The organism is Actinomadura sp. 7K534, assembly GCF_004348575.1.
Classification (GTDB): Bacteria; Actinomycetota; Actinomycetes; order Streptosporangiales; family Streptosporangiaceae; genus Spirillospora; species Spirillospora livida.
The window spans coordinates 1-12,763 of the sequence record NZ_SMKB01000207.1 but is presented as its reverse complement, the minus strand read 5'-3'; the positions used below and the strand labels follow the sequence as shown (position 1 = coordinate 12,763).

The 12,763-nt window shown below is 70.6% G+C and carries 11 protein-coding genes and 1 riboswitch; of the genes, 5 read left to right on the top strand and 6 right to left on the bottom strand.

What is annotated here, in order from left to right; all coding sequences use genetic code 11:
* On the bottom strand, nucleotides 1–1,680 hold a 1,680-nt coding region (locus tag E1266_RS29105; RefSeq protein WP_132052431.1), incomplete at its 3' end, for an AMP-binding protein.
* Nucleotides 1,681–1,819: 139 nt separating this feature from the next.
* Nucleotides 1,820–3,790, bottom strand: coding sequence for an APC family permease (locus E1266_RS29100; protein WP_132052429.1), 1,971 nt, complete (start codon nucleotides 3,788–3,790; stop codon nucleotides 1,820–1,822).
* A 383-nt stretch (nucleotides 3,791–4,173) separates the two neighbouring features.
* On the opposite strand from E1266_RS29100, the gene E1266_RS29095 reads away from it, so the two are divergent.
* Nucleotides 4,174–4,971, top strand: coding sequence for a helix-turn-helix transcriptional regulator (locus E1266_RS29095; RefSeq protein WP_132052427.1), 798 nt, complete (start codon nucleotides 4,174–4,176; stop codon nucleotides 4,969–4,971).
* Nucleotides 4,968–5,171, top strand: a complete 204-nt coding sequence (locus E1266_RS29090; protein ID WP_132052425.1) for a DUF397 domain-containing protein — start codon at nucleotides 4,968–4,970, stop codon at nucleotides 5,169–5,171. Before E1266_RS29095 ends, E1266_RS29090 begins: the two co-directional genes overlap by 4 nt.
* Nucleotides 5,172–5,240: 69 nt before the next feature.
* Here the strand turns inward: E1266_RS29090 and E1266_RS29085 are convergent, their stop codons facing one another.
* From E1266_RS29085 to E1266_RS29070, 4 genes are all read right to left on the bottom strand, one after another.
* The gene (locus E1266_RS29085; RefSeq protein ID WP_132052423.1) at nucleotides 5,241–6,011 is read right to left on the bottom strand and encodes an antibiotic biosynthesis monooxygenase; all 771 of its coding nucleotides are present in this window, start codon (nucleotides 6,009–6,011) and stop codon (nucleotides 5,241–5,243) included.
* Between the two features lie 72 nt (nucleotides 6,012–6,083).
* Nucleotides 6,084–6,638 carry a copper resistance CopC family protein gene (locus E1266_RS29080; protein ID WP_243719014.1) on the bottom strand — a complete coding sequence of 185 codons (555 nt, stop codon included), beginning with the start codon at nucleotides 6,636–6,638 and terminating at the stop codon, nucleotides 6,084–6,086.
* Entirely contained in the window at nucleotides 6,635–7,345 is a 711-nt protein-coding gene (locus E1266_RS29075) for a YcnI family protein (protein ID WP_132052421.1), read from the bottom strand. The genes E1266_RS29080 and E1266_RS29075 overlap by 4 nt, the downstream gene beginning before the upstream one ends.
* Before the next feature lie 74 nt (nucleotides 7,346–7,419).
* Nucleotides 7,420–8,040 (bottom strand): hypothetical protein, encoded by a 621-nt coding sequence (locus tag E1266_RS29070; RefSeq protein ID WP_132052419.1) that lies wholly within the window; start codon nucleotides 8,038–8,040, stop codon nucleotides 7,420–7,422.
* A gap of 107 nt (nucleotides 8,041–8,147) precedes the next feature.
* Nucleotides 8,148–8,365: riboswitch (cobalamin riboswitch) on the top strand.
* 102 nt (nucleotides 8,366–8,467) lie between these two features.
* On the opposite strand from E1266_RS29070, the gene E1266_RS29065 reads away from it, so the two are divergent.
* From E1266_RS29065 to E1266_RS29055, 3 genes are all read left to right on the top strand, one after another.
* Nucleotides 8,468–10,753, top strand: a complete 2,286-nt coding sequence (locus tag E1266_RS29065; RefSeq protein WP_132052417.1) for a ribonucleoside-diphosphate reductase subunit alpha — start codon at nucleotides 8,468–8,470, stop codon at nucleotides 10,751–10,753.
* Nucleotides 10,754–10,776: 23 nt separating this feature from the next.
* The gene (locus E1266_RS29060) at nucleotides 10,777–11,772 is read left to right on the top strand and encodes a ribonucleotide-diphosphate reductase subunit beta (RefSeq protein ID WP_132052415.1); all 996 of its coding nucleotides are present in this window, start codon (nucleotides 10,777–10,779) and stop codon (nucleotides 11,770–11,772) included.
* Nucleotides 11,773–11,900: 128 nt separating this feature from the next.
* A partial coding sequence (locus E1266_RS29055) for an EamA family transporter (protein ID WP_132052413.1) occupies nucleotides 11,901–12,763 on the top strand: 863 nt, incomplete at its 3' end.

Genomic DNA, 12,763 nt, shown 5'->3' with positions numbered 1-12,763 from the left:
GTCGTTCCGGGGGGTGTGGGGGGTCGTCCCCCCACCGGGGTCCGAACCGGGGTGCTTGTCGAACTCGCTGGTCCGCAGCTCCACGCGGCGGATCTTGCCGGAGATCGTCTTCGGCAGCTCGGCGAACTCCAGCCGCCGGATCCGCTTGTACGGCGACAGCTGCGCCCGGCTGTGCTCGAAGATCGCCTTCGCGGTCGCGGCGTCCGGCTCCCAGCCGGCCGCGAGCGTCACGTACGCCTTCGGCACGGCCGCCCTGACCGGGTCGGGCGACGGCACCACCGCGGCCTCCGCCACCGCCTCGTGCTCGATCAGCACGCTCTCCAGCTCGAACGGCGAGATCTTGTAGTCGGACGCCTTGAACACGTCGTCGGCCCGCCCGACGTAGGTGATGTACCCGTCCTCGTCGCGGGAGCCGATGTCGCCGGTGTGGTAGTAGCCGCCCGCCATCGCCTCCTCGGTGCGCGCCTCGTCGCCGTGGTAGCCGACCATCAGCCCGAGCGGGCGGTCCTCCAGCTCCAGGCAGATCTCGCCCTCGTCCCCGGGCCGCCCGGTCAGCGGGTCGATCAGCGCCACCCGGTAGCCGGGCGCGGCGCGTCCCATCGATCCCGGCTTGACGGGCTGGCCGGGGGTGTTGGCGATCTGCACGGTCGTCTCGGTCTGCCCGAACCCGTCGCGGATCGTCCTGCCCCACGCGTCCCGGACCCGCTCGATCACCTCGGGGTTGAGCGGCTCCCCGGCCGCCACCACCTCCCGGGGCGGCGTGGCGAGCCGCCCCAGGTCCGCCTGGATCAGCATCCGCCACACCGTCGGCGGCGCGCAGAAGCTCGTGATGCCGCAGCGCTCGATCGTGTCGAGCAGCCGGTCGGCGTCGAACCGCGTGTAGTTGAAGATGAACACGCACGCCTCGGCGTTCCACGGCGCGAAGATGTTGCTCCACGCGTGCTTGGCCCACCCGGGCGACGAGATGTTCAGGTGGACGTCCCCGGGCCGCAGCCCGATCCAGTACATCGTGGACAGGTGCCCGGCCGGGTAGGTCGCGTGCGTGTGCTCGACGAGCTTCGGCTTCGCCGTCGTCCCGGACGTGAAGTACAGCAGCAGCGTGTCCTGCGACATGGTGAGGCCGAAGGGCGTGAACGACTCCGCCTCCCCGTACGCGTCGGCATAGCGCACCCACCCGTCCACCGGGTCGCCCACGGCGATCCGCGTGTACTCGCCCTGCACGCCGTCGAACTTGCCGGTGTCGCCGGACGCGACGACCACGTGCCGGGCGTTGCCGCGGGTCAGCCGGTCCCGCAGGTCCGCGGTGCCGAGCAGCGGCGTGCACGGGATGAGGATCGCGCCGATCTTCATCGCGGCCAGCACGGTCTCCCACAGCTCGACCTGGTTGCCGAGCATCAGGATGATCCGGTCGCCGCGCCGCACCCCCGTCCGGCGCAGCAGGTTCGCCGTCTGGTTCGACCGCCGGGACAGCTCCGAGAACGTGTACCTGGCCTCGGAGCCGTCCTCCTCGACGATCCACAGCGCGGGCGAGTCGTTGCTCTCCGCGACCCTGTCGAACCAGTCCAGCGCCCAGTTGAAACCGGTCAGCACCGGCCAGCGGAACTTCTCGTACGCGGTCGCGTAGTCGTCGCGATGCGCGAGCAGGAAGTCGCGCGCCGCGCGGAACTCGACAGCGGGCATGGTCTCTCCTCGAAGCCGCACGGACACCCGGTACAAGGATCGTCGCCATACCGCGTGACCGACGCCACCCCCGAACGGGGGTATCGGGACGTTCCTTTGCGATTCCCCTACCCGTCGCGGGGACCGCCGGCCCGCGCCTTCAGGACGGGTGATCGCGGGGGGCGGGGTGCTCGTCGGGCCGGTCGGCGACCGGTCCGGCGGAGCCGAGCCGCCAGGGGACGCTGGTGACCATGACGCCAGGCCGGAACATGAGCCGTGCCGTGAGGTGGAGAGCGCTCTGGTTGTGCAGGAGTTGCTCCCACCAGTGGCCGACGACGTACTCGGGGATGAACACGCACACGACGTCGCGGGGGCTTTTCCGGCGGATCCGGGCGATGTAGTCCAGGACGGGGCCCGTGATGTCCCGGTAGGGGGAGTCGAGGACGGTCAGCGGAACGGGAACGTCGTACCGGGCCCAGTTCCTTTCGAGTTCCTCGGTGTCGCCGTCGGGGGTGCGGACGGTCACGGCGACGAGGGTGGAGGGCCGGGTCGCGCGGGCGAAGGCGATGGCGCGCAGGGCGGGCGCGTGCAGGTTGGACACGAGCACGACGGCGTGGACGCGGCTGGGCAGGGAGACCGCTTCCGCGGTCGGCTCCACTTCGGTCGCGACACGCGTGTAGTGGCGGTGGATGGCCTTCATCATCATGAAGACGGCCGGCATCGCGATGACGACGATCCAGGCGCCGTGGGTGAACTTCGTGACCAGGACCACGACCAGGACCACGGCGGTGAGGGCGGCCCCGACGGCGTTGATCACGCGGGCGCGGTGCATCCGGGCCCGCTGCGGCACGGTCCCCTGGGCCTGGTCGAGGAGGGCGGTCCAGTGCCGGACCATGCCGGTCTGGCTGAGGGTGAAGGAGACGAAGACGCCGATGATGTAGAGCTGGATGAGACGCGTGGGGCTGGCGCCGAAGGCCCAGACCAGGCCGCAGGCGAGGACGGCGAGCAGCAAGATGCCGTTGCTGAAGACGAGCCGGTCGCCGCGCCGGGAGAACTGCCTGGGGAGGTAGGCGTCCTGGCCCAGGACGGAGGCGAGGGTCGGGAAGCCGTTGAAGGCGGTGTTGGCCGCCAGCACGAGGATCGCGGCGGTGAATCCGGCGACCAGGTAGAACGGGACGGATCCGCCGCCGAACACCGCCCCGGCGATCTGGGAGATGACGGTCTTCTGCTCGTAGCCTTCGGGAGTGCCGGTCAGCTGCGCGGGATCGGCGGCGACCCGGACGTCGGAGATCAGGGCGAGCGCGGTGAGCCCCGCGAACATCGCGATGGTGATCCCGCCCATGATCGCCAAGGTGTCGGCGGCGTTCCGGCTCTTGGGCGGCTTGAAGTGGGGGACGCCGTTGCTGACGGCCTCGACGCCGGTGAGCGCGGTGCAGCCCTGGGAGAAGGCGCGCAGGATCAGCGCGACGAGCAGCCAGCCGGTCGTGCCGTGGGCGGTCGTGATCCCGAAGTGGGCGGACTCCGCCCGCGGGGTGTCACCGGCGAGCGCCCGTGCCGCACCCCACGCGATCATGACCGCGACCACGGTGACGAAGCCGTAGGTCGGGACGGCGAAGATCGTCCCGGATACCCGGACGCCGCGCAGGTTCATGAGCGTCAGCAGCGCGATCAGGCCCAACGAGACGTGCACCGCGTACGGCGCCATGGCGGGCAGCGCGGACGCGGCGTTGGCGACCCCGGCGGACACCGAGACCGCGACGGTCAGCACGTAGTCGACCAGCAGGGCGCTCGCGGCGGTCAGCGAGGCGTTGACGCCCAGGTTCTCCCGGCTGACGACGTAGGCGCCGCCGCCGCTGGGATAGGCGTGGCAGGTCTGCCGGTAGGACAGGACGACCACCGCCAGCAGGGTGATCACCGCGGCCGCGACCCACGGCGTGAGGTGGATCAGCGCCAGCCCGCCCAGGCCGAGCGCGAGCAGGATCTCCTCGGTGGCGTAGGCGTTGGAGGACAGCGGGTCGCTGCAGAAGACCGGCAATGCGATCTTCTTGGGGAGCAGCGTCTCACCCAGTTGCGCGGTGCGCAGTGGCCGGCCGACCAGAAACCGCTTGGGAACGCCCACGGTCTTCCGCATGCAACCCCGCGAGGTGAGTGTCGCGTGACCCCTGTCTTGGCGCCGCCTACCCCTCCCTCCGTCCAGCGAACGGCCCGACCCCGGTTGTGACCTGCTCTTTCCCATAACCGTAGGAACGCCAAAGCCCGCGGGGGCGCGCCGCGCGGCGGGTCAGGAGGAGGAGACGTACTTGCGCCAGGTGAACCCGCCGGCCGTCTCGCCACCGGACATGAGCGCCATTTTGTTCATTCTCCTCGAATTGGTCGGTATCTGGCGCTGAGTCGAAAGAGCTTGAAATGAGAGCCGGAGGCCGGTAAAGACAGTTGGCGGCTGTCCCATATCTCCAGGCACCATGGAAGATCACCTCAACCAGTCCCCCCTGGTTCACCCTCCGGAGGCTCCCGATGAATGAAAACCGAGCACGCATCTTCTTCGGTGCCGAACTCCGCCGCAAGCGCGAGCAGACCGGGCTCACGGGCAAAGAATTGGCGGACGCGCTCGGCTGCACGCCACAGTGGATCAGCACCATGGAGAGCGGCCGCAAGGTCTCCAAGCAGAGCGCCGAAGACCTTGACACCTACTTCAAGACGGACGGCATCTTCCACCGCATGTGGAAGCTGGCCAACGACGTTGAACTGCAGACGGCGCTGCCCCCGGGCTTCGCTGAGTACGCGGAGCGAGAAACGAAGGCCAGATCAGTCCGCGCATTTTCCGGTTTCCTCGTCAACGGCCTCTTCCAGACTGAGGACTATGCGGCAGCGGTCATGGGGATGACTCATGGTGACCATGTCTCGGAGTTGGTTGCGAAACGCATGGAGCGCCAGGCGATCCTTCATAGGGAAAATGGTCCCCTTGTTTGGTTGGCCATCGACGAAGTGATCTTGCATCGTGTGATCGGAAGCCCCGAGGTCATGCATGGGCAGCTCGAAGCGCTACTCGGGGCTTCCGAGCGGGGTGGAGCAGTGATCGAGGTCATGCCTTTTCGCGCGGGCTATCACGTGGGCCTCACCGGCGACTTCACCATCCTCGGCTTTCCGGATGGAGCCAACGTCGCCTACACGGAGTCGTCCGGTATTGGAACCTTGATCCAGAGACCCGACAGGATCGCGGACTTCGTCGTACGCTGGGACTCGCTTAGAGGCTACGCACTCTCTATCGAGGAGTCGCGAGCCGCGATAAGGGCAGCGATGGAGAGACTATGAAGGACACGCCGAGCCTCCACTGGCGTAAGAGCAGCTACAGCGGCCATGAAGGTGGCAACTGTGTTGAGGTCGCGCGCCTTGCGTCGCTGGTCGGGGTGCGGGACTCCAAGGACCCGGACGGGCCGAAGCTGATGTTCTCCCCAGCGGCCTGGGATGGCTTCACCGCCGACATCAAGTCCGGCGCGGGCGGCCGGTACTGACGATTCTTCTTGCCTGCGAGCCCCCGGCCACAGGAATGCCGGGGGCTCGCGTAAAGCGCTGGGGCGTGGTCAGGGGTTGGCGGGGATGTAGGGCGGGGCGACGCCCCAGTCCCAGTGGGGCATCGGGGCCTCCAGGGGCGGCTTCGAGTCCGGCTGGGAGTTGGCGAGGGCGATGCGCGTCCCCCACTCGATGTACGACGTGAACGCGGCGCGGAACTCCGGGTCGGCGGGGAGGCCGGTCTCGTCCGCGGCGTCCATCAGCAGGGAGACCCAGCGGCGTCGCTGCGGTTCGGTGATGGCCTTGCCGAGGTGCTGCCGGACCATGTGGTGGTATCCGCCGCGCTCGCCGCTGTACCGCTCGGGGCCGCGGAATACCTCGCCCAGCCAGATCGCGACCCACTTCGGGTGGTCGGGTGCCATGTGCTCGAACAGCGGTCTGAGCAGGTCGTCCTTGAGGACGTTCGTGTAGAAGACCTCGGTGAGCCGTTCGAGCGCCTCGGCGCCGCCCGCCCACTCGTACATCGTCGGGACGGATGAGCCGGTGCCGCGCACGGACGTCCGCTCGTAGTGCCGCATTTCCTCGATGGCCTGGACGTACGGCTTGATCTCGGCGAAGAACGCGGGGAAGTGCTCACCGCCCCGGAAGCCCTTCATGTGGTCGTCGGCGGACGTCCAGCCGATGCGCAGGACGTAGACGCCGGGCTCCTCGACGCAGCGGGACAGTTCGTAGTCCACGCACTGGGGCGCGGCGGCGAGCGCGGCCGACGCCCGCGAGTAGGCGGCCTCGAACTCCTCGGCCGTCCGCGGGTCGATGCGGTAGCGGATGTACTCGACGATCATTCGGCCCCCAAGGGTGCAACCGGTCGGGTAATCACTGTAATTCTGTAATCACCCGACCGGTGGCCGAATCGATCAGTTCCCGGACGCCGTGGAGCGGCGGAGCCAGGCGACCGCTGCGGCGGCCGCGCCGATGACGAGGGCGATCAGGCCGATCCACAGCCAGCCCGAGGAGCCGCCCGAGTCGTCGGTGGACGCGGCGTTCGTCGCGGTCGGCTCCGGCGCCGCGGGCTCGGCGGCCGCGGTGGACGGTGCGGCGGACTCGGCGGGCGAGCCCTCCACGGTGAACTTGTAGGTCCCCTGGATGGGGTGGCCGTCCGACGACACGACGCGCCACGCGACCGTGTACTCACCGTTCGGCAGCGTGCCGAGCGCCGCCGTGACCTTGTTGTCGACCGCTTGGGGGTCTCCCGACTGGTACTGCTTCTCGGACGCGTCCGTGACGACGACGCGCGGCAGCCGCACCGGGCCCGAGAACGTCAGTTCGATCTCCGGCGGCGCCTCGACGGTCGCGTCCTTCTTCGGGTTCGACCCGGTCAGGGTGTCGTGCGCCGATGCCGGGGCCGCGAACAGCACCGCCAGTGCGACGGTCAGCGCCATCGCCGCGGCCACCCTCACCATGCGGATCATGCCTTGCTCCTCGTCCGTGCCATGCCGGCTCCGCCGACTCCGATACCGATCACCCCGATGGCGATGCCGATGCCGCCGAGCAGGCGGGCCGTCCCGTCGCCGGCGGACGCCGCCGCGGGCTCGGCGGGCTTCGCCTCGGCGGTCAGCCCCGCGGTCTCCGTGCCGCCCTCCGGGAGCAGCCTGAGAACCGGCGCGGGGTGCTCGGGCTCCTCCGCGCCCTCCGCCGGCGGCTCCTCCGCCCACTTGACGACCTCGCCGTTCGAGTACGTCTGGTCCGCCTTGAACACCATCAGGTCGGTGTCGGTGGGCAGCCGGCCCATGGAGACGTCGAACTCCTGGAACTCGCCGGGCGCGATCTCGCCGCCCGACCAGGTGATCTTGCTGACGGCCTCGGTCAGCTCGCCGCCGTGCGCCTTGACGGGCTCGGGCAGCTCGGCCTTCTCGACCTTCACCTTCCAGCCGGGGACGGGCCGGACCGACACCGACGACAGCGGGTGCTCGGCCGGGAGGTGCACCACGACCTTCGTGGTGGACGCGTTGTCCCGCTCGTTCGGCACGCGGAACGCGACCTTGGCGTACGAGCCCTGCTCGGCGGTCTTCGGGTTGGCGGTGACGTGCGCGGACGCGGCCGTGGCCAGCCCCGTGACCGATATGGCGGCGAGGGAGGCCACCGCGCCCGCGCGGCGGGCATGCGGAATGAAGGACATGACGGAACTCCGTTCGAGTCGTACGGGGGAGACACGGGAGCGCCGTGCTGCGGCGTCCCGGTGACGTACGGCGCTCAGCTGTGGGCGAGCGCCCTCGAACGGATCGGTGGACCCCGCCGGACGACCTGGTGCCGCAGCACCCGGCCGGTGGCGGTGACGGCGGCGGCCGCCGGTGTCAGCGGAGTACGCCGCGGCGGCGCCGCCGGTTCAATGGTGAGGAGGGCGATGAGCAGCCGGATCGGGCGGTCCGCCGCGGCGGCGACGCGCCGGGCCAGCGACCACGCGGCCCGCTCGCCGCGCCGCAGCCACCACGCCGCGACCATGGCGGCCGCGGTGTGCGCGAGCGTCATCGCCGGGCCGTCCGCGCCGTGCGCGACCGGGACCATGACGTCCGGCCCGTGTGTCATCGCGCCGTGCGCCGCCGGGTGGTGGACGGGGCCGGACGCCGCCGTGAACAGGGTGTGCAGCGCGAACTGCCCGCCGAGGAGCCCGCCCAGGATCGTCGCCAGCGAGCGCTCGTGGCCCGCCAGCACCAGGGTCACGCCGAGGACGAGGAAGAAGCCCGCTGCGGCCGACCAGGCCGGGACCGTCCCCGCGGCCAGCACGTGCCCGGTGACGGCCAGGGTGACGCACACGGTGGCGAACACCACCGCGCGAGCGGGCCGGAACACCGGGTTCGGGGCAGGCGGGGACATGGCGCCACCATCCTCCCACCCGGGTCGGCGGCCGCGCAGCCGACCCCGTCATATCTTTCAGACACGCCCAACATCTTGGGGTTGCGCAAAGATCGCCAACTAGATGTAGGGTTCAATCCCGTGCTGGTTCGCCCCCGCCGTCCGCGGCGGGGGCGACGTGAGAGGGAACCCGGTGCGAATCCGGGACTGCCCCGCAGCGGTGAGCGGGAACGACCGCCGTCATCGAGCACTGGGCCGCACGGCCCGGGAAGCGACGGCCAGTAGGACGCCTCGGAAGAGGCGGCGCCCGCGAGTCCGAAGACCTGCCCGCACGTCGTTCGTCCAGGCCTCGCGGGTGGGCTCGGGACGGAGCGCGGTGCGCCCCGGCGGGCGGCTCGCGTCCCGTTCGCATGCCTCCGTGAGGCGGTCTGCGAGGGGAGAAGAGCACGTGACACAGGATCTGGCCGCGCCGCCCACGGCGTTCGCGGAGATCGCCGCCGAGGTCGAGGCCGCCTGCGAGGCGATACCCGGTGCCGACGCGGAACGGGTGCTGGCCGCCGTCCGGCCCGGCGACGGCGCGGACGCGGCAGCGCTGCGGGACCTCGCGATCGGCGAGGCGGGCGCCCTGGTCCCCGCCGAACCCGGGTACTCCAGGGTCGCCGCGCGGCTCCTCGGCGCCCGCATCCGGGCGGAGGCCGCGGCCGCGGGCGTCCGGACGTTCGGCGAGTCGGTCGCCGCCGCGCACCGCGAGGGCCTGCTGGCGGACGCGCCCGCCGCGTTCGTCGCCGCCCACGCGCCCGCGCTCGACGCGCTCATCGACGAGACGGCCGACGACCGCTTCGAGTACTTCGGCCTCCGCACCCTGTACGACCGGTACCTGCTGAGGCATCCGCGGACGCGGCTCGTCCTTGAGCGCCCCCAGCACTTCCTGCTGCGCGTAGCGTGCGGTCTCGCCGACACGTACGACGAGGCGGCCGAGCTGTACGGGCTGCTCAGCACGCTGTCGTACCTGCCCAGCTCGCCGACGCTGTTCAACTCGGCCGCGCGCCGCCCCCAGCTGTCGTCCTGCTTCCTCCTCGACTCGCCGCGCGACGAGCTGGAGTCGATCTACGAGCGGTACGCGCAGGTGGCGCGGCTGAGCAAGTACGCGGGCGGCATCGGGATCTCGTGGACGAAGGTGCGGTCGCGGGGCTCGCTGATCCGCGGCACCAACGGGCACTCCAACGGGATCGTCCCGTGGCTGCGCACGCTCGACGCGTCCGTCGCCGCCGTCAACCAGGGCGGGCGCCGCAAGGGGGCCGCGTGCGTGTACCTGGAGCCGTGGCACGCCGACGTCGAGGAGTTCCTCGAACTGCGCGACAACACCGGCGAGGACGCGCGCCGCACCCACAACCTCAACCTCGCGAACTGGATCCCGGACGAGTTCATGCGCCGCGTCGAGCAGGACGCGGCGTGGTCGCTGTTCGACCCGAAGGAGGTCCCCGAGCTGGCGGACCTGTGGGGCGACGCGTTCGACCGCGCGTACCGCGAGGCGGAGAAGGAGGGCCGGTACGTCCGGCAGCTCCCGGCCCGCAGGCTGTACGGGCGGATGATGCGCACTTTGGCGGAGACGGGCAACGGGTGGATGACGTTCAAGGACGCCGCCAACCGCGCCTGCAACCAGACCGCCGAACCAGGTCAGACGGTCCACCTGTCGAACCTGTGCACGGAGATCCTGGAGGTGACCGGTGACGGCGAGGCGGCCGTCTGCAACCTCGGGTCGGTGAACCTCGCCGCGCATGTCACGCCGTCCGGGATGGACTGGGACCGGCTCCGCGCCACCGTCCGCACCGCCGTCCGGTTCCTGGACCGCACGATCGACCGCGGCTTCTACCCGACGCCCGAGGCGGAGGCGGCGAACACCAGGTGGCGGCCGATCGGCCTCGGCGTGATGGGCCTGGCCGACGTGTTCTTCACCCTCCGCCTCCCCTTCGACTCACCGGAGGCCCGGGACCTGTCGACCCGCATCTCCGAGGAGATCGCGCTGGCCGCCTACGCCGCGTCCGCCGACCTGGCCGCGGCGAACGGCCCGCTGCCCGCCTACGCCAAGACCCGGACGGCGCGCGGCCGGCTCCACCTGGACCATTTCCCGGACGCGAAGCCCGTCCACCCCGCCGAGTGGGAGAGGCTCCGCGAGCGGATCGCCGAGGTCGGGCTCCGCAACTCGCTGCTCATCGCCATCGCGCCGACGGCCACGATCGCGTCCATCGCGGGCTGCTACGAGTGCATCGAGCCGCAGGTGTCCAACCTGTTCAAGCGGGAGACGCTCTCCGGCGAGTTCCTGCAGATCAACGGCTACCTGGTCGACGACCTCAAGTCGCTCGGCCGGTGGACGCCGGGCGTCCGCGAGGCGATCAAGAAGGCGAACGGGTCCGTCCAGGGCCTCGTGGACCTCCCGGAGGAGATGCGGACCCTCTACCGGACGGCCTGGGAACTGCCGCAGAAGGCGCTGATCGACCTCGCCGCCGCCCGCACCCCGTACATCGACCAGTCGCACTCGCTGAACCTCTTCATGGAGACGCCGACCATCGGGAAGCTCTCCTCGATGTACGCCTACGCCTGGCGGAGCGGCCTCAAGACGACCTACTACCTGCGCTCCCGCCCGGCCACCCGGATCGCGCAGACGACGGTCGCCGCCGAGACCGCCGCGACCTGCTCCCTGGAGAACCCCGAGACCTGCGAGGCGTGCCAGTGAGCAGGCGAACGGAAGGAAACGGCATGCTGCTCGACCCCGGTATGGACCTGACCCTGCGGCCCATGCGCTACCCCGACTTCTACGAGCGGTACCGCGCCGCGATCCGCAACACGTGGACGGTCGAGGAGGTGGACCTCGCGTCCGACCTCGTCGATCTCGCCCGCCTGACGCCCGCCGAGCTGCACCTCGTCAACCGGCTGGTCGCGTTCTTCGCGACCGGCGACTCGATCGTGGCGAACAACCTGGTGCTCAACCTCTACAAGCACGTGAACGCCCCGGAGGCCCGGCTCTACCTGTCGCGGCAGCTGTTCGAGGAGGCCGTCCACGTGCAGTTCTACCTGACGCTCCTGGACACCTACCTGCCCGACCAGGACGAGCGCGCCAAGGCGTTCGCGGCGATCGAGCACATCCCGTCCATCCGGTCGAAGGCGGAGTTCTGCTTCCGCTGGATCGACTCGCTCGGCGCCCTGGACGAGCTCCGGACAACCGCCGACCGCCGCGCCTTCCTGCTGAACCTCATCTGCTTCGCCGCGTGCATCGAGGGCCTGTTCTTCTACGGCGCCTTCGCCTACGTCTACTGGCTGCGGTCGCGCGGTCTCCTGAACGGCCTCGCATCCGGCACCAACTGGGTCTTCAGGGACGAGTCGATGCACATGGAGTTCGCGTTCTCCGTCGTGGACACCGTCCGGGCCGAGGAGCCCGGCCTGTTCGACGCGGAGCTGACCGCCCAGGTCACCCGCATGATGGAGGAGGCGGTCGAGGCCGAGTCCGGCTTCGCCCGCGACCTGTGCGGGGACGGCCTGTCCGGGATGAGCGCCGCCGACATGCGCACCTACCTGGAGTACGTGGCCGACCAGCGGCTCGTCCGGCTCGGCCTCCCGCCCCGCTACGGTGCGCAGAACCCGTTCTCGTTCATGGAGCTGCAGGACGTGCAGGAGCTGTCCAACTTCTTCGAGCGCCGCGTCTCGGCCTACCAGATCGGAGTCGAGGGGACGGTCGCCTTCGACGAGGCGTTCTGAACGGCGTTCTGACACCGGCCCGCCCCGGGCGTGCCCGACGGAATAAATCTCAACGTTGACCTACTTGACGCTAGAGCTCATGGCGGCGATTATCTTAGTATTAAGATAATCAACACGAAGGTATCGAGATGTCGGGCACCCCCGGGACGGTCGCGTTCACCGCCCTCACCCCAGTCGTCTGGGGATCGACCTATGCCGTGACCACCGAGTTCCTCCCGCCCGACCGACCGCTCCTCACCGCGCTGCTGCGCGCGCTGCCGGCCGGGCTGGCGCTGCTGCTCATCGCCCGCGTCCTGCCGCGCGGCGTGTGGGTCTGGCGGGCCGCGGTGCTCGGCGCGCTGAACATCGGCGTGTTCTTCCCGCTGCTGTTCCTGGCCGCCTACCGGCTGCCCGGCGGCGTCGCCGCCATCCTCGGCGCGGCCAGCCCGCTGTTCACCCTCGCCCTCGCCGGGCTCCTGCTGTCCGAGCGGCCCACGGGGCAGAAGCTCCTCGCCGGGGTCATCGGCGTGTTCGGGGTGAGCCTCGTGGTGCTGCGCGCCGACGCGGTCCTCGACACCACCGGGATCATCGCCGGGCTCGCCGGGACCGCGTCCATGGCCGCCGGGACCGTACTCACCAAGCGCTGGGGACGCCCGGACGGGGTCGGGGCGCTGCCGTTCACCGGCTGGCAGCTCACCGCCGGCGGCCTGCTGCTCGTGCCCGTTGCGCTGCTGGTGGAGGGCGCGCCGCCCGCGCTCGACGGCGCCGCGATCTCCGGCTACCTCTACCTCGCCGTCTTCGGCACCGCCATCGGGTACTGGATCTGGTTCCGCGGCATCTCCCGCCTGCCCGCCACCTCGGTCGCGTTCCTCGTCCTGCTGAGCCCGCTGTCCGCGGCCGTCATCGGCTGGGCCGCGCTCGGCCAGGCGCTCACCCCGCTCCAGCTGGCGGGCATGGCCATCGCCTTCGCGGGGATGCTGCTCGGCCAGATCCCGCCGAAGACCCCGGCGCC